This is a genomic window from Kocuria sp. HSID16901 (assembly GCF_003989425.1).
GTDB lineage: Bacteria > Actinomycetota > Actinomycetes > Actinomycetales > Micrococcaceae > Rothia > Rothia massiliensis.
This window is the reverse complement of the sequence record NZ_RBLM01000007.1, coordinates 103,732-120,669: the sequence shown is the minus strand read 5'-3', so window position 1 is coordinate 120,669 and position 16,938 is coordinate 103,732. Positions and strand designations below refer to the sequence as shown.

General features: G+C 58.3%; 13 protein-coding genes. 4 read left to right on the top strand and 9 right to left on the bottom strand.

Translation table 11 applies throughout. From position 1 onward, the window contains the following. The first annotated feature begins 554 nt into the window (after nucleotides 1–554). Nucleotides 555–1,076, top strand: a complete 522-nt coding sequence (locus D8M21_RS09595; protein ID WP_126855834.1) for a hypothetical protein — start codon at nucleotides 555–557, stop codon at nucleotides 1,074–1,076. A 334-nt stretch (nucleotides 1,077–1,410) separates the two neighbouring features. Here D8M21_RS09595 and D8M21_RS09590 read toward each other — a convergent pair whose 3' ends face one another. The 5 genes from D8M21_RS09590 to glnA all read right to left on the bottom strand — a co-directional run bounded on the left by D8M21_RS09590 (nucleotide 1,411) and on the right by glnA (nucleotide 8,052). Then, entirely contained in the window at nucleotides 1,411–2,031 is a 621-nt protein-coding gene (locus tag D8M21_RS09590) for a hypothetical protein (protein ID WP_048678779.1), read from the bottom strand. Nucleotides 2,032–2,239: 208 nt separating this feature from the next. Beyond that, nucleotides 2,240–2,524, bottom strand: a complete 285-nt coding sequence (locus D8M21_RS09585) for a hypothetical protein (protein WP_048678781.1) — start codon at nucleotides 2,522–2,524, stop codon at nucleotides 2,240–2,242. 47 nt (nucleotides 2,525–2,571) lie between these two features. Beyond that, complete coding sequence (locus tag D8M21_RS09580) at nucleotides 2,572–3,564, bottom strand: pyridoxal-phosphate dependent enzyme (protein WP_048678783.1); 993 nt, start codon at nucleotides 3,562–3,564, stop codon at nucleotides 2,572–2,574. A gap of 56 nt (nucleotides 3,565–3,620) precedes the next feature. Beyond that, nucleotides 3,621–6,707 carry a bifunctional [glutamine synthetase] adenylyltransferase/[glutamine synthetase]-adenylyl-L-tyrosine phosphorylase gene (locus D8M21_RS09575; RefSeq protein ID WP_048678989.1) on the bottom strand — a complete coding sequence of 1,029 codons (3,087 nt, stop codon included), beginning with the start codon at nucleotides 6,705–6,707 and terminating at the stop codon, nucleotides 3,621–3,623. Between the two features lie 4 nt (nucleotides 6,708–6,711). Beyond that, a complete protein-coding gene (gene glnA / locus D8M21_RS09570; protein WP_048678786.1) occupies nucleotides 6,712–8,052 on the bottom strand; it encodes a type I glutamate--ammonia ligase in 1,341 nt (446 codons plus the stop codon). Nucleotides 8,053–8,187: 135 nt separating this feature from the next. Between glnA and panB the strand changes: the two genes are divergently transcribed. Then, the gene (gene panB / locus D8M21_RS09565) at nucleotides 8,188–9,051 is read left to right on the top strand and encodes a 3-methyl-2-oxobutanoate hydroxymethyltransferase (protein WP_053089937.1); all 864 of its coding nucleotides are present in this window, start codon (nucleotides 8,188–8,190) and stop codon (nucleotides 9,049–9,051) included. Between the two features lie 14 nt (nucleotides 9,052–9,065). On the opposite strand, the gene D8M21_RS09560 is transcribed toward panB, so the two are convergent. Then, complete coding sequence (locus D8M21_RS09560) at nucleotides 9,066–9,278, bottom strand: SPOR domain-containing protein (RefSeq protein WP_048678787.1); 213 nt, start codon at nucleotides 9,276–9,278, stop codon at nucleotides 9,066–9,068. Between the two features lie 42 nt (nucleotides 9,279–9,320). On the opposite strand from D8M21_RS09560, the gene map reads away from it, so the two are divergent. Next, the gene (gene map, locus D8M21_RS09555; protein ID WP_048678790.1) at nucleotides 9,321–10,235 is read left to right on the top strand and encodes a type I methionyl aminopeptidase; all 915 of its coding nucleotides are present in this window, start codon (nucleotides 9,321–9,323) and stop codon (nucleotides 10,233–10,235) included. A gap of 39 nt (nucleotides 10,236–10,274) precedes the next feature. Next, nucleotides 10,275–11,159, top strand: coding sequence for a polyphosphate--glucose phosphotransferase (gene ppgK, locus D8M21_RS09550; RefSeq protein WP_082156638.1), 885 nt, complete (start codon nucleotides 10,275–10,277; stop codon nucleotides 11,157–11,159). Between the two features lie 238 nt (nucleotides 11,160–11,397). Here ppgK and nrdR read toward each other — a convergent pair whose 3' ends face one another. The 3 genes from nrdR to dnaE all read right to left on the bottom strand — a co-directional run bounded on the left by nrdR (nucleotide 11,398) and on the right by dnaE (nucleotide 16,914). Next, the gene (gene nrdR / locus D8M21_RS09545) at nucleotides 11,398–11,988 is read right to left on the bottom strand and encodes a transcriptional regulator NrdR (RefSeq protein WP_048678793.1); all 591 of its coding nucleotides are present in this window, start codon (nucleotides 11,986–11,988) and stop codon (nucleotides 11,398–11,400) included. Then, entirely contained in the window at nucleotides 11,989–13,320 is a 1,332-nt protein-coding gene (gene hisD, locus D8M21_RS09540; protein WP_048678795.1) for a histidinol dehydrogenase, read from the bottom strand. Between the two features lie 84 nt (nucleotides 13,321–13,404). Further along, nucleotides 13,405–16,914 (bottom strand): DNA polymerase III subunit alpha, encoded by a 3,510-nt coding sequence (gene dnaE, locus D8M21_RS09535; RefSeq protein WP_238651295.1) that lies wholly within the window; start codon nucleotides 16,912–16,914, stop codon nucleotides 13,405–13,407. Between the last annotated feature and the right edge of the window lie 24 nt (nucleotides 16,915–16,938).

Below are 16,938 nucleotides of genomic sequence, written 5' to 3'. Positions count from 1 at the left end.
GCATAAACATTCGGCACATGCATAAATACCCAGGGGGTTACCCCTCCCGGCCCCCTACTTCACCCCTACGGGTTTACGAAGATCCGCCCAGAAGGTTTTCTACCGTGTCTCACGTGTGTGACGTGAGGTTTTTCTGCATGATTATGCGGGTTGTGGTGCATGTCGGTGAGCGTTCAGTGTGTGACTGTAAGGATTTCTGGTGGGGCGTAGGCTTGTGAGACGTAAGACGTCAAGCTGGAGGTTATTATGAAGTGTCCTGATTGTCAGGCTGAGGGTCGTGCACAGGTAATTGAATTTGAACCTGCTGAGGTCTATCAGATGAAAATTCCTACCTGGGGCGGATCACAATATCGCAAAAATTCCATCCCTGGACATGTTGAACTACTACTTGAAGCTTGTGGCCATACGCACTTCGAACCAACTGACGAGTCGACGCCGCGGATGAAACCCGGAATGTATATAGACTGACACTTTTCGCCGAATGTCTGCATGTTCTTATGTAGGTCGCGCCCTTTGGTCTTGCGTAGGTAGCTTTTGTTGCTCACACTTGGAGTATGAACAGTAATAATATTGAAACAGTCCACGAACGCTTGCGAGACTACATTATCGGTGCGCACCCGGATTCTCATAAGATCATACCGGGAAACAAGCCTTACTTCTTGGGGAGCCGTTGCGCTGACGCCGTTCTTGCACTAGTTCGACTGGAAAAAGTGCCGATGGGTGGTTATTCGACCTACAAGAACGAATGTTTCATTTCTGTACTTTTGTCGGATAGTGGGTTTCTTTTGGCAGAAGCTGTTTCCGGAGAGGATGCTCAATCGTGCACAGCTTCGGTCAGCGCATACTCGTTTAGTGATCCTCGTGTGCAGGTGCGAATCTTGGATGTCGAGAGTCCGGCGATTGCGCAAGTGGATGAATGGTCCGAGTGGCCTACCAAGATTGAATTTGAATTCATGCTCAACGATGAGTCTTTGGTTCGCGGGGTGCTGATGCGTAGTCGTCCTGCGATGCGGGATGCCATGCAGATTGTTCTCGATCAGGTAGGGCAAGCGGCAGGTGTAGCGGGGTGGGAGTGAGTCCACGGAACACGTGTCAAACACGGTGATGAAATAGGGGGATCACCCCCGTTTCTACCCCCGGCGTGACTCAAAAACTAACCATTTTGCCCTAAGTCAGACAATCAACCAACGTCTCTTATACCCGCCAAGACAAAGGGATACAGCACTCCCCTATCAATTAGACGGGCTTCCAGCTCTATTACGGAGTCTAAAAGTCTCTCAAGTCTGGCAAGACTGAGGGGGTAGGGCACTGCGCCCTACCCCCTATTTGTCATGTCGCCCACAGATCATGAGAGCGCCACTCAGCAAGAGTTAGTGACGACCGAGCAATATACTGAGGCACTTCCCAACGTCACGACTCCCTTGGCGCAAAGGAGAACGATACGGCATATTGTTTATATTCGGGGTCGTATCCATGAACATCGTTATCAGCAATAAAATTCCCACTATCACCGACGGTATCGTCCCTCAGGTGAATGGTGGATCGCCCGGGAAGGTTGTCCGAGTCCATACTGAACGTGCCTGATTTGTCCTCGGATCGCATGATGTAGGTGTCGGTAACGGGCTCCCACCCCCAGAATTCGTTGACGGTAGTTGATTCTATTTTAATCCTGTCGTTAATAGAGATTTTCTCACCGTCCTTCGCACCTTGAGCCGTGATCTTGAAATACGGGTCCACGCCCGGGCAAATTCCCCCAAGAGTCCACATGTGGAAGAAATCATTCTGAAAACAAACGTCCGTCTTACGGCTATTGTCGTAAACCTTGTAGTAGTTTCCCGAAATGAGAGGATTCCCCTTGCTATCAAGAACATCGGAGGAATTACCGGGAGCGGCCTGACGATTTCCACCATTGAGGGCATGAGCCGGAGCAATCGCACCAGAGAGAGTCAGAATACTCACGACCATGGTGAGGATGATTTTCCGCCGAACAGCTCGAGACGTCGGCTCCTTGGTCATAGTCAAATCGTTCATTGTTACTCCTTAAAACTTTGAACGAGTGTGCGAATTTGACCGTATCCACTCATTCTGGAAAGTTCCGGAGAAATATGGGTAACGAACCTGTTAGCCAACGCTCGCGGACGGCGCCTCGCCAACTGACTCTCCTCAAGGGCGCTTCATGTGCCACGAAAAGCATTGCGGCCCACCACCGGGCTGGTGCGGTTCCTCTGCTGAGGCAGAGTTAGTCGAAGACGAATGCGGTCCGCAGCCGTTCCGATTCGTCGAAAAAGCGATGAATTCTACGACGGTCGGCGTCGGTCAGCACTTCCCCCTCCGTCGAGTCAAAGCGGAATTCGAGGGGAACACCCGGGGTATAAAACAACACGATGGTTCCCCCATGATTGGGAGCTTTGATCGTGATCAGCTCCGAAGATACTTTGGCCAGGTGCAGCACCTGTTCCCGGAGTTGCGCCAAATGACGGTCCCCCATGATGATCGTCGTGGTGTTGTAGATCAATGTGCCCATGATCTCATCCAAACACAATCCGACGACGGAGCAACCGTGTGACGAGGCTACCCATTGGTTGACGTCACGGATGATCCCTCGACGAAACCGTGAGCGGTCATCCAATCGTCGTTATATATCTTGCTCAAGTAACCTCGTCCGTGATCCGGCAGGAGAACCACCACGACGTCGTCCTCCCCCAGGCCTTGCGCGACTCGGAGCGCCGCGACCACAGCCATTCCGCTCGAGCCTCCCACCAAAAGGCCTTCCTCCCGTGCAAGCCGGCGAGTCATCGCGAAAGATTCCGCGTCTGAAACCCGCTCGTATCGATCCACCGACGCCGGGTCGAAACTGTCGGGAAAATAATCCTCGCCGACGCCTTCGACCAAGAAGCCATGGGGTGATTCCCCGTCCACCGCCGAATAAATGGATCCTTCGGGGTCGGCTCCCACCACCATCGTTGTACCGTTCGAGACCTCGTGAAGGTAGCGTCCGGTGCCGGAGATGGTGCCTCCCGTACCAATACCTGCGACGAATTGCGTGACCCGGCCATCGGTATCGCGCCAAATCTCCGGCCCAGTCGTTTCGTAATGAGCTCTGGGACCGTTGAGGTTGGCAAATTGATTGGGTTTGAAGGCTCCCGGTATTTCAGCGGCCAGCCGATCAGAAACCTTGTAATAGGATCGGGGGTCCTCCGGTGGAACGTCCGCCGGTGTCATGATGACCTCGGCTCCGTAGGCACGCAAGACGTCGACCTTCTCTCCGGCGAATTTGTCGGGCACGACGAAGATCATGCGGTACCCACGCTGTTGGGCGATCAACGCGAGGCCAACTCCCGTATTGCCGCTCGTGGGCTCGACGATGGTTCCACCTGGACGCAGTCGCCCTTCGCGTTCGGCCGTTTCAATGATTCGGCGAGCTATGCGGTCCTTGACCGATCCTCCTGGGTTCAGATACTCGATTTTGGCGAGGACCGTTGGGGATAATCCCTCGGTCACGCTCTGCAGCTGGACCAAGGGTGTCTCGCCAACGAGTGACGAGATATGGGATGCGAAACGCACGAGGTTCTTCTCGCTTTCAATGGTTCATCATCGGTCCGAGGAAGACGGATCGTCGTCTAGTCCAGGGGCCGGTAAAAGAGTTTTTCAAAGACGGCGCGGGCATGCCGGGTAATCCGAAGGTAGTCCTCTTCCAACTCGGTAGCGCTTCCTGGTTCATATCCGCACCACCTGGCCGTGGCCTCAAGGTCCTTCCGAGAGCCGGGAAGGGAATCCGAGGCCCTGCCGTTTCGGAGGACGTTAGCGCCACGAATACGCGTCGCCAATTTCCACGCGGATTCGAGAGTGCCGGCGTCTTCTGCGTCCATCAACCCGAGTTTCACTGCTTCCTCGAGGGCACGCAATGTGCTCGTCGTCTTCAGCGAAGGATTCTCGTGGGCGTGAAGCAGTTGGATCAGTTGAACCAACCATTCGACGTCGCTCAGACCGCCGCGTCCAAGCTTGACCTGGCGTGCAGGATCCGCGCCCCGAGGCATGCGTTCTGACTCGACCCGGGCCTTGACCCGCTGGATCTGACGTACCCGTTCCTCTGGGAAGTCTTCGGGATACCGGTACGGATCAACCAGCCGAATGAATCGCTCCCCCACATCCGCGGAGCCGCCCAAGGGCCGTGCGCGCAAGAGTGCCTGGAACTCCCACGTATCCGCCCAACGCTCGTAGTATTCCGCGAAGGAATCGAGGGTCCTTACCATCGGCCCCGACTTGCCTTCGGGCCGTAAATCGGCATCGATTTCTAAGGCTTTCTCGGCTCGTATCGCAGGTTTCATCGGCATCTTCAGCAATTGCATGCTTCGATTGATCAGTGCATTGGCTTGCGTCACGGCACGGGTCTCATCGACGCCCTCTCGGGGCTGGTGTACGTACATGACATCCGCATCGGATCCGTAACCGATCTCGCGGCCGCCCTGTCTGCCCATCCCGATGATCGCCACATCGGTGAGAACTTCTTCGCCCTTTTCTTCGTAGAGCTCCCTCTCAGATGCGTGAAGGGCGCCCAGGATGGTGGCCTGATCGATGTCGGCCAAGCCACTCATGATGTCCTCTAGCCCGATCACTCCCGAGGCCTCTCCGAGCGCGATCCGGAGAATTTCCCGGCGTCGGCTCAGCCTGATCATTCGAATCGCTGACGGAGCATCCGGATGCCTGGACATTTTGGACTGGATTTCGGCCCACAGGTCTTCGAATCCCACGGGACGCAACTTCTCATCATGGTCCAGCCACGAAATAGACTCCGGTTCATCTTCCAGAAGATCGGTGATGTACCGCGAACTCGACAGGATCGCGCACAGCCTTTCCGCAGCGGCCTGAGAATCCCGCAGCATGCGCAAATACCACTGGGTTTGCCCCAACGACTCGGACACCCGACGAAAGCCCAAAAGACCGGCATCCGGATCCACCCCGGCAGCGAACCAGCCAAGCAGAACGGGCAAGATCGTCCGTTGAATCTCGGCGCGCCGGGAAATACCCTTCGTCAGCGCTTCGATGTGGCGCATGGACCCGCGCGGATCGAGATAACCCAAGGCCGCAAGCCGGTCTTGTGCCGCCTGAGGAGTGAGGGCAACGTCGTCGGGAGATAGCTGGGACACCGCGGCCAGCAAAGGTCGGAAGAATAGTCGTTCATGGAGACCCCGGATGGTCCGCTGCGAGCGCTTCCACCGGGATAGGAGATCCGCTGGAGAAGCCTTACTGCGGTCGGAAACTCCGCGCATTCCACGCATCACGGTCGCCTGTTCGGCTTCCTTCGTCGGCATCAGGTGTGTCCGGCGAAGGTGAAGCAGCTGGATTCTGTGCTCCAGTGTACGTAACCACCGATACTCGTGGTCCAGTTGGGCAGCAGGCTCTCGGCCGACATAAGAACGTTCCCTCAGGGACGCAAGCGCAGCGGTGGTCGAACGATCGCGAACGTTTTCATCAGTTCGTCCATGCACCAATTGCAAGAGTTGAACGGTGAATTCGACGTCGCGAAGCCCGCCAGGTCCCAACTTAATCTGTCGCTCACGTTCGGCCTGCGGAATATTGTTGGTCACTCGACGGCGCATGCTCTGCACGGAGTCCACGAAGTTTTCTCGCCCCGAAGCCTCCCAGATGCGCGGCGAGATGGCTTCCAGGTATTCGGCTCCGATGGTCGGAGATCCTGCGATGGGACGGGCCTTCAAGAGCGCCTGAAACTCCCAGTTTTCCGCCCATCGCTCGTAATATCTGCGGTGTGAATCAACGGTTCGCACCAAGGGGCCGTCTTTGCCCTCGGGACGAAGGTTCGCGTCGATTTCCCACAGTCCAGGTTCCGGCCCGACACCGTAGATCACAGGCGTCATGGCTTTCACCATCTCGGTGCCGAGACGCATCATGGTCTCTTCGTCGGGCGCCGTCGATTCACCTTGGGCGACGTACTCGGAGGGTCCGACGGCGTACATGACGTCGACGTCGGAAATATAGTTCAGCTCCCTAGCTCCGCACTTGCCCATGCCGATCACGGAGATGTCCACATTTTTCGATTCTGGATCCTGGGAAAGGCATTCGGCACGCGCCACGGCCAAGGCGCCGTCGATGGCGGCGCCGGCGAGATCCGCAAGAGCTGCGCCCACCTTCGGCATATCGGACACGGGATCGTCGGAGGTGAGGTCGGCCAGCGCAATTCGCGTCAAACGATCGCGATACGTCACGCGAACCGCCGACTTGGCGTCCTCCCCGGTGACCTGGGCGACCGGCCAGGGCGAGTCAGGGTCAGCACCCACGCTGGTCAGAAAAATGCGCCGCAAAGACTCGGCGAGGCCCGATTCCTCGGGTTCCGGCAAGGGGGCAGGATTCTCATCGAAAATCTCGACATGTTGTGTGTGCCTCCGGAGGAACTCACCAAGGGCTTCGGAGGCACCAAGGACACGGTAGAAACCTTCGGCATCAGCTCCCCGTTCCACATACCGGGCGATGTTCGGGTCCTCGGCCAACATCCACACGATCGATTTCAAGGCCACGTCAGGGGACGGACTGAGCCGGAGCCCCTCGAGGAGACGACGCTGGTCCACGCCTTCAAGTTCACGCGATTCTAGCCACCGACTGGCGCCGGTGAGGTCATTGAAACCGACCGCAGCGAGGTGTCTCTTTGCTTCGGGAATCACGGGGTGGGGACGGTCCGAATTTTCCGACATCATCTCAGAGCAGGCCGAGGTTGTACTTCAGCTCGTACGGCGTCACTTCCATGCGATAAGCGGTCCAGTCGTCTTGCTTATTGCGCAGGAACTGGTGGAAAACCGTCTCCCCCAACGTTTCTGCCATGAATTCGGAGTCTTCGGTTTGACGAATTGCGTCGTGCAGGGAGGAAGGCAAAGGATCGTGCCCCAGGCTACGGCGCTCCGCCGCGGTCATCGACGCGACGTCGTAGTCCTCGGCGTCAGGTAAGGGGTATTCATTCTCGATGCCTTTAAGACCTGCCGCCAAAATGACTGCATATCCGAGGTACGGGTTGACCGCGGAATCGACGCCCCGGTATTCGATGCGAGCCGATTGCATTTTGTTGGGCTTATACAGGGGCACCCGGACGAGTGCGGAACGGTTATTGTGTCCCCACGAAAGGTAGCTGGGAGCTTCTCCGCCACCCCAGAGGCGCTTATAGGAATTCACAAACTGGTTCGTCACAGAGGTGAATTCCGGAGCATGGCGCAAGACTCCGGCGATGAAGTGACGCGCCGTCTGAGACAGCTGGTATTCGGCCCCTGCTTCGAAGAAGGCATTGGTATCGCCTTCAAAAAGCGAGAAATGCGTGTGCATGCCCGACCCCGGAAATTCGGTGAAGGGTTTGGGCATGAAGGTCGCGTAGATTCCTTGAGAAAATGCGACCTCCTTGATGACGGAACGGAAAGTCATGATGTTGTCGGCCGTTTGAAGCGCGTCTGCGTGTCGCAGATCAATTTCATTTTGTCCGGGCCCACCCTCATGGTGGCTAAACTCCACGGAGATTCCGACGGACTCCAACATCGTGACTGCCCGACGACGGAAGTCTTGAACGACGCCGCCGTAGACGTGGTCGAAGTAGCCTTCACGATCTACGGGTTCGGGATGCCCCTCAGAATTCAGCTCTTGGGACTTGAGCAGGTAAAACTCGATTTCCGGGGAGGTGTAGCAGGTGAAACCCATGTCCCCCGCCTTAGCCAGGATGCGCTTCAGAACTCCGCGAGGATCGGCCGTGCTGGGTTCGCCGTCGGGGGTCAAGATGTCGCAAAACATCCGCGACGTCGGTTCCGTCTCTCCACGCCACGGAAGCAGCTGAAAGGTGGAGGGGTCGGGCTGCAACAACATGTCCGATTCATGGACGCGAGACAGTCCTTCAATCGATGAACCGTCAAAACCGAGCCCCTCTTCGAAGACGGTCTCCACCTCGGCCGGAGCAAGGGCAACCGACTTCAAGGTGCCGACGACGTCCGTAAACCACATCCGGACAAACCGCACGTCGCGTTCCTCGATGGTACGAAGGACAAATTCTTGTTGACGGTCCATGACTCTCCTTGGCGGTCGGTGACCTCGATCGAATCCGTTTCTCACTCTATCCCGAGACGACGAGCTCCTTACGGAAAATTGCCGACTTGTGGATAGCAGACCGCGAAGAGTGGCGGGATACGTATCATGAGGGACATGGCTTCATACTTGCAGGACCGCGACGACCAGACTCCCCACGCCGATGACTGGCTCAGCGCGGTTCGCCGGGTCAGAACCACTCATCTCCAGCGATGCAAAGACCTCGGTCACCGATTCTCGATGTTGACTTCGTATGACGCCTTGACCGCGGAGATTTTCGACGCCGCTGGCATCGAGGTCCTCCTCATCGGAGATTCGGCGGGAAACACCGTCTTCGGTTATGAATCCACGCTTCCCGTGACCCTCGATGAGCTCATCCCCCTGACGCGAGCGGTATCCCGAGCGGCTCAACGTGCCCTTGTCATCGTGGATCTTCCGTTTGGGACCTACGAGGAATCGCCAGCCCAGGCCGTGGCTAGCGCCGTTCGCCTCATGAAAGAAGGCGAAGCCCACGCGGTGAAGATGGAAGGTGGGGCCTACTACGCCGAACACGTTCGGGCCATGGTGCAGGCGGGCATTCCCGTGATGGCTCACGTGGGATTCACCCCGCAGTCCACCAACGCCCTCGGCGGATTCCGGGTTCAGGGCCGGGCTGAAGCGGCTTCACGGCTCATCGAGGATGCCACCGCCCTGGAGGCCGCCGGTGCCTTCGCGGTATTGGCCGAAATGAGTGCGGAAGACGCCGTTCGTGCCATGGACGAGGCACTCACCGTCCCAACCGTAGGTATCGGCGCGGGTCGTTCGACCACCGGCCAGGTCCTCGTCTGGCAGGACATGGCCGGATTGACCACGGGCAAAACGCCCCGGTTCGTCAAGAAATATGCCGACGTACGATCGGTCATCACCGACGCCGCCTCGTCCTACCGAAAAGACGTGCTCGACGGCAGTTTTCCTGCCGAAGCGCACGTCTTTCGTGAGTGAAATGTCACCCGGGGCTAGGCGTCGCCTCGCCACTCGGCGTCGGAGCGGTCCCAGTCTTCATTGCGTTCTTGGGCTCGTTCTAGTGCGTGCTCTGCTTCTGCCCTGGTGGCGTACGGACCAATTAACTGGCGGTAGTCGGACTGGGCACCTTCTTCGACCTCATGGGTGAAGGTGTTGAACCAGAACTGCGAGTCGGGGTTGCTTCCGCCGCTGTCGTTGACGCTCATGATGTGCCTCCTGAATCGAGCTTGTGTTCTAGAGTTGACTATATGTCCCGCAGCAATACTTCCACGAGATCCCATAACGTTCCGGCCCCGAACGGAGGCGCGCCCATAGGTGCATTGACGCCGGGCGTCGTCGGCCCTACCCGCAAAGTTCCGGCGTCCATCGAGCGCCCCGAATACGTCGGAAAAGCCACCGCACAAGAAGGATCCGGCTCAAACTTCTACACCCCGGAAGAAGTAGAGCTCATCCGTGAAGCGGGAAAGATCGCGGCAGGATCCATTGTCGCGGCCGAAGAATACTGCGTACCCGGGCGAACCACAGACGAGATCGACCGCGTAGTGCACGAATACATGTGCGACCACGGTGCGTACCCGTCGACCCTCGGTTACAAGAATTTTTGGAAATCCGTGTGCACATCTCTCAATGAAGTGATTTGCCACGGAATTCCGGATTCTACGGTTCTTGAAGATGGCGACATCATTAATCTCGATGTCACCGCCTACAAAAATCGGATGCACGGCGACACCAACCGCACCCTCCTCGTCGGCGACGTCGACGAAGAGTCCAGGCTATTGGTGGAGCGCACGGAGGAAAGCCTTCGACGGGCCATGAACGCGGTCAAACCAGGCCGGGAGCTCAACGTCATTGGGCGCGTCATTGAGAAATACGCTTCTCGCTTCGGATACGGCGTCGTTCGCGATTTCACCGGTCACGGCGTCGGCAGGGAGTTCCACTCAGGGCTCATCGTTCCCCACTACGACGCGGCCCCGGCGTATAACACCGTCATCGAGGAAGGCATGGTCTTCACCATCGAGCCGATGCTGAACCTCGGAACCATCGAGTGGGACATGTGGGACGACGACTGGACCGTTGTCACCAAGGACCGCCGCCGTAGCGCACAGTTTGAGCACACGATGCTGGTCACCGCCGACGGCGTCGATATCTTGACCCTCCCGTAACCCCACTAGCCTCTCGCTCAACCTCTTCCAGGAGAACGCATGTCGTCAGTGACCCCCGACCGTCCGGCTGTAGCCATTCAGCAGGACCTCAACTCCGTCTCCACTCTTGCCGATCCGCGACCTCACGAGCTGGCCATTGGCATCGACATTGGCGGAACCGGCATCAAAGGTGGCGTTGTGGACCTGCGAACCGGCTCGCTGGTCAGCGACCGCCACCGCATCGATACGCCACAACCCGCCACCCCGGAAACCGTCCTACCGGTCGTGCAACAAATCGTCGAGGAGCTTCAGTCTCGCGACCTTGCCCCAGACCCAAACACCGCCGTGGGAATCGACTTTCCGGCGATCGTGAAAAATGGTGTGACCTGGTCCGCGGCAAACGTCGACAAGTCCTGGATCGGCGCCGAATTGAAGAAGCTCGCCGAATCTTCGGTCGGACGAACCGTCTACGCGGTCAATGACGCGGACGCGGCAGGTTTGGCCGAAGGAATCTACGGCCAAGGTCGTGACCGAAACGGACTAATCCTTGTGATCACCTTGGGAACGGGGATTGGTTCGGCCATGATCCATAACGGCATTCTCGTGCCCAATAGCGAACTCGGACACCTCGAAATTGACGGCCACGACGCCGAATCAAAGGCCTCCGTTCGTGCCCGCGAGCGTGAGGATCTTTCCTGGGACAAATACGGAGAACGGCTACACCGGTACTTCAGCCGGGTGGAAGCGCTCTTCTCCCCCGACCTCTTCGTGGTGGGCGGCGGCGTGTCCAAGAAACCGGAGAAGTTCATGCCGTATCTCGAGGACATCTCCACACCGATCCGCCCGGCCGCGCTGCAGAACAATGCCGGGATCGTGGGCGCGGCCCTCTGGGCAGCGGGGCAACCTGGGGAAAGGGAATACCACGACCAAGAGCTGGAGGATTAAGAATTACCCGGTTGCTTCTGACGAGTGACCTCAAGAAAAAATCCGTTCGCGGCCTCCGGGCCTCGAACGGATTTTTTCTCCCTCAGAGTGGATCCCTGGGGTGAAACCACGCTGGCCCATGCCGTGAAGGACCGGCATGGAACATCTCGTTTTAAATGGTGAACGCCGGTACCTGACGGCTTCCCCTCCGCAAGTACCGGCGACCAGTCACTATCTAACCATAAGTTTCTCGACGGGTCTAGATCAGAGTCGGCTGATCCGGTTCGTCGGAATCTTTGGCCTTTTTCGCCCGACGACGCGGCTTCGCCTGGGAGGCTTCTCCATCCTTCGAGGTTCCCTCCGCCGGCGTCGTCTTCGGAGCGGCTCCGGCACCGCCGTCGGCTTCGTTAATGCCCCTCAAGGTGCGGATGGCGGTTTCGAAGTCTTCGAGACCATCGAAGGCTTGGTACACACTGGCGAACCTCAGGTAGGCCACCTCATCGAGGCGTTGTAGAGGTTCAAGAATAGCGAGACCGACATCGTTGGCGTCGATTTCGGCAAGCCCCTTAGCCCGGATGGACTCCTCGACCTCTTGGGCTAAGAGCGCCAGGTCGTCTTCACTGACGGGTCGCCCCTGACAGGCCTTGCGCACACCAGAGACGATCTTGGCACGTTGGAACGGCTCGGTGGCCCCGGATCGTTTGATGACGTTCACGGACGTCGTCTCGAGCGTGGAAAATCGCCGTGAACACGACGAGCATTGGCGGCGACGGCGGATGGCGGAACCATCGTCGGCCACGCGGGAATCGACGACCCGGGAGTCCGGATGCCGACAATAGGGACAATGCATTCAGCTCACTCCTGAGGTGGACCGACGATCAGTACGTGCCGCTATGGCGGCCCCGTGCGCGGGAAGGTCCTCCGCCGAGGCCACGGCAATGATGTCGTCCCCCACGGCGGCTAGAGCATCCTCGGTGTACTCAATGATTTGCACGGCCTTCATGAAGGACGTGGTGCAGAGCCCACTGCTGTGGGTAGCTGAGCCGCCGGTGGGCAAAACGTGATTGGATCCAGCAGCGTAATCGCCAAGGGGCACGGGGCTATACGGGCCCAAGAAGATCGCGCCAGAGTTCCGTATGCGAGACGCGACCTCACGGGGATTCTCTGTGTGGATCTCAAGGTGCTCGGGCGCGTACGCGTTGACGACGTCGATGCCACGCTCGAGCGAATCCGTGAGGATCACGCCGGATTGGGGCCCGCCGAGCGCTTCCCTCACCCGGTCACGATGTTTGGTCTCGGACACCCGCCGTTGCAAAGCGGTTTCGACGGCCTCTGCGAGTTCTGGTGAGTCCGTCATCAGCAACGATCCCGCGTGCGGGTCGTGCTCGGCCTGGGACAGCAAATCCGCGGCCACGAATTCGGGATCGGCGGTGTGATCGGCGACGACGGCGATTTCGGTGGTCCCAGCCTCTCCATCGACGCCGACGATCGAACGCAGCTGCCGTTTGGCCATGGCCACAAAAATATTTCCGGGACCGGTAATCGTATTCACGGGTTGAAGGGATTCCTCACCTTCCAGCCCATACGCCATGGCCGCGAGTGCTTGAGCCCCGCCAATGGCCCACACCTCAGTGACTCCCAAAAGACCTGCTGCGGCAAGGGTCGTGGGATGCGGCAATCCGTTGAATTCCTTTTGAGGCGGCGTGCACAAGACGACGGAGTCAACGCCGGCTGCCTGAGCGGGAACGACATTCATGACGACCGACGATGGATACACCGCGAGTCCACCGGGAACGTAGAGACCGACCCTCTGCACGGGTGTCCAGCGATGGATCAAGTGAGCGCCCGGCGCCACCTCAACGGAGGCGTCGTCCGGTCGTTGCACGGCGGCAAAGGCCCGAGTCCGTTCGATAGCGGTCTCCAGGCCGCTTCGAACCTTAGGGTCAAGAGCGTCGACGGCCTCACGTATGGCCGATTCGGGAACCCGGAGGGATTCCTGTGTTACGCCGTCGAAACGCTGGGCAAGTTCGCGCAAGGCCTCGGCGCCCCTATCACGGACGTCGGCCAGGATGGAGGCGACCGATTCCTCGGCCGACGCCAAGAATTCCCCGGTGGGTCGCGGAACCACGGATCGAAGCTGCGAGGGGCTCAGGTGCTGTCCCCGCAGGTCAAGTACGCGCATGAGCGGAGTGGGCACGGTGGTCGAATCAGTCTCAGTCACGTGACCAGTTTAACGTCAACGACCGCGATCAGCAGATTCGGTGGTTCACAGTCCGTTGTCGGAGCCTCCGGAGCGTTCCAAACAGGAGGAACCGAAGAGCACCTTGAGGTCACCGAACAACGCTGGATTCGGGTTGACCCTCAGCCGCGGAGACAGTCTCATGAGAACATCCTTGGTCCGGCAGGCTAGGTTGATCCTCACCTCGGCGTCCCCTCGGTGATTAATCAAGATGTTCTCTAGCTCCCGTAGCGTGGATTCGGTGGCCCGGTGTTCGGGGATCGACAGAATCACCGGTCCCTTTTGTCCATCGGCATCAATGTCTGGAACTTTCAGCTCTTGGGCACTAATCGTGACGGAACCGTCGTCGCGCCGCTGTAGCCGGCCCTTGATCGTGCATATAAGGTCTTCCGCCAACACGCCGGCGATGGGTGCGTAGACCTTTCCAAAGAACATGATCTCCATGGAACCGGTACGGTCCTCGAGTTCAATACGCGCGTATGCATTGCCGCTCGACTTGGCGACCTTCCGCTGCACCGAGGTAATCATGCCCGCCACCGTCACCACAGATCCGTCGGGCTTACCGTCTTCGTCTAGGAGCGACTGCACCGACGAGTCAGACAATTGCCCCAGGACATCGTCGAGCCCCCGAAGCGGATGATCGGACACGTAAAGCCCCAGCATTTCCCGCTCAAAGTTCAGCATGTCGCGACGTTCCCACTCGGGGACGTCCGGAATGGCCACCGTGAGGTCGGTCGCTGGATCGTCGTCGTCCATGCCGAAACCGCCGAAAAGATCGAATTGGCCGGCTGCCTCCTGCCGTTTGACCGAAACGGTTGCGTCGATGGCCTCTTCGTGAATGAGCGAGAGAGCGCGACGCCGGTGACCTAGGTCGTCAAATGCGCCGGCCTTAATCATCGACTCGATGGTGCGCTTATTGCAGACGACCGCCGGCACCTTTTTCAAGAAGTCGTGGAACGAGGTGAACTTTCCCTGGCTTTCGCGGGTTTCGACCAAAGCAGAAACGACGTTGGCCCCAACGTTGCGCACAGCGCCCATTCCGAAGCGAATGTCGTCACCCACTGGAGTGAAGTTCAATGCCGATTCGTTGACGTCCGGTGGGAGCACCGTGATGTTCATGTGTCGACATTCGTTGAGATACAGGGCGAGCTTATCTTTATCGTCGCCGACGGATGTCAGCAAAGCCGCCATGTATTCCTGCGGGAAATGCGCCTTGAGGTACGCGGTCCAGTAGGAAACAAGGCCATAAGCCGCGGTGTGCGCCTTGTTGAATGCATAGTCCGAGAACGGAAGAAGGATGTCCCACAGTGACTTAACCGCACCTTCCGAATACCCGTTATCGATCATGCCCTGGTGGAAGGTCTCGTACTGGCGATCCAGCTCGGCCTTCTTTTTCTTGCCCATGGCACGCCGCAGAATATCCGCTTCACCCAGAGAATATCCCGCCACCTTCTGCGCAATGGCCATGACCTGCTCCTGATAAACAATCAGACCATAGGTCGTATCCAGAATCTCCGCGAGGGGCTCTTCAAGCTCGGGGTGAATGGGCGTGACTTCTTGCAGACCGTTCTTTCGCAAGGCGTAATTGGTATGCGAATTAGCGCCCATTGGTCCCGGTCGATACAGCGCAAGGACCGCGGAAATATGCTCGAAATGATCCGGCTGCATGAGCTTGAGGAGCTGACGCATAGGTCCGCCGTCGAGCTGGAACACACCGAGGGTGTCCCCTCGCGCGAGCAACCGGTAAGACTCTTCGTCGTCGGTCTCGAGGGTCTCCAGGTCGAGGTCGAAATCCCGGTTCGCCTTGATGTTCTCAATGGCATCGGAAATGATCGTCAGGTTTCTCAACCCGAGGAAGTCCATTTTGATGAGGCCGAGGCCTTCACAGGTCGGGTAATCGAACTGCGTGATGACCTGGCCGTCCTGCTCACGACGCATGATCGGAATGACGTCGATGATGTCGTGACTGGACATGATGACGCCAGCGGCGTGGACGCCCCATTGACGCTTCAGTCCCTCGAGGCCTTCCGCGGTCTCAAAGACCTTACGGGCTTCTTCGTCGCTGGACAGGAGCTCACGAAGTTCGTCGGCTTCCCCGTATCGCTTCGCGTCCTTGTTGTAGACGTCTTTCAGCGAGATGCCTTTACCCATCACGTCCGGCGGCATCGCCTTGGTGAGCTTCTCCCCCATCGAGAAGGGATATCCGAGCACCCGAGAGGAGTCCTTGAGCGCTTGTTTCGCCTTGATGGTGCCGTACGTGACGATCTGCGCGACCTTGTCTTCGCCGTACTTTTCCGTCACATAGTGGATGACCTCGGAACGACGACGATCATCGAAGTCCACATCGAAGTCAGGCATGGACACACGGTCCGGGTTGAGGAACCGCTCGAAAATCAGGTCATGCTCGAGCGGATTCAGTTCCGTAATACGCATCGCGTAAGCGACCATCGAACCGGCGCCAGATCCACGGCCCGGCCCCACCCGGATCCCGTTGTCCTTCGCCCAGTTGATGAAGTCGGCCACCACGAGGAAGTATCCAGGAAAGCCCATCTGGGTGATGATGCCGACCTCATACTCGGCCTGTTTACGGACATCGTCCGGAATGCCGTTCGGGAAACGGTAGTGCAGACCGTTTTCGACTTCTTTGACGAACCACGATTCCTCGTTTTCCCCGGGAGGGCACGGGAAATTCGGCATGTAGTTGGCGCTCGTATCGAACTCGACATTGCACCGTTCCGCAATTTCGAGGGTGTTATCGCAGGCTTCCGGAAAGTCTCGGAAGAGCTCCCGCATTTCGGCGGCCGATTTCAGATAGAACTCGTCGGCATCGAATTTGAACCGCTTGGGGTCTTGGAGCGTCGATCCCGATTGCACGCACAGGAGGGCTGCGTGCGCTTTGGCGTCCTCGGCGTGGGTGTAGTGGAGGTCGTTGGTGGCGACCAACGGCAATTGCAGATCTTTGCCCAGGCGCAGCAGGTCGCTCGTCACCTGTTTCTCGATGCCGAGGCCGTGGTCCATCAGCTCGAGATAGTAGTTTTCCTTGCCGAAGATGTCGCGGAATTCCGCCGCGGCGTCCCGAGCTTCTTGGTATTGGCCCAGACGAAGGCGAGTCTGGACTTCTCCGGAAGGACAACCTGTGGTCGCGATCAGGCCTTTGCCGTAGGTATTCAGCAGTTCCCGGTCCATGCGGGGCTTATAGAAATGCCCTTCCAAAGACGCCTTCGACGAGGCCCGGAACAGGTTGTGCATGCCCTGGGTCGTCTCGGCCAAAAGCGTCATGTGGGTGTACGCGCCACCGCCGGAGACGTCGTTGCGCCCGCCATCGCCAAATTTAACGCGCGTGCGATCCTGCCGGGCCGTACCGGGCGTCACATACGCTTCCACGCCAATGATGGGCTTGATGCCAGCGTTTCTGGCCCGGTTCCAAAAATCGAAGGCGCCGAAAAGGAATCCGTGGTCGGTCGTCGCCATGGAATCCATACCGAGTTCGTGCGCGTGCTCGAAGAGGTCATCAAGACGCGCCGCGCCATCCAGCATCGAATATTCGGTGTGGACGTGCAG

Coding starts and splice junctions, on each gene's coding strand:
- D8M21_RS09595 (WP_126855834.1), top strand. CDS start 555: ATGAACAGTAATAATATTGAAACAGTCCACGAACGCTTGCGAGACTAC.
- D8M21_RS09590 (WP_048678779.1), bottom strand. CDS start 2,031: ATGAACGATTTGACTATGACCAAGGAGCCGACGTCTCGAGCTGTTCGG.
- D8M21_RS09585 (WP_048678781.1), bottom strand. CDS start 2,524: ATGGGCACATTGATCTACAACACCACGACGATCATCATGGGGGACCGT.
- D8M21_RS09575 (WP_048678989.1), bottom strand. CDS start 6,707: ATGTCGGAAAATTCGGACCGTCCCCACCCCGTGATTCCCGAAGCAAAG.
- glnA (WP_048678786.1), bottom strand. CDS start 8,052: ATGGACCGTCAACAAGAATTTGTCCTTCGTACCATCGAGGAACGCGAC.
- panB (WP_053089937.1), top strand. CDS start 8,188: ATGGCTTCATACTTGCAGGACCGCGACGACCAGACTCCCCACGCCGAT.
- D8M21_RS09560 (WP_048678787.1), bottom strand. CDS start 9,278: ATGAGCGTCAACGACAGCGGCGGAAGCAACCCCGACTCGCAGTTCTGG.
- map (WP_048678790.1), top strand. CDS start 9,321: ATGTCCCGCAGCAATACTTCCACGAGATCCCATAACGTTCCGGCCCCG.
- ppgK (WP_082156638.1), top strand. CDS start 10,275: ATGTCGTCAGTGACCCCCGACCGTCCGGCTGTAGCCATTCAGCAGGAC.
- nrdR (WP_048678793.1), bottom strand. CDS start 11,988: ATGCATTGTCCCTATTGTCGGCATCCGGACTCCCGGGTCGTCGATTCC.
- hisD (WP_048678795.1), bottom strand. CDS start 13,320: ATGCGCGTACTTGACCTGCGGGGACAGCACCTGAGCCCCTCGCAGCTT.
- dnaE (WP_238651295.1), bottom strand. CDS start 16,914: ATGCTGGATGGCGCGGCGCGTCTTGATGACCTCTTCGAGCACGCGCAC.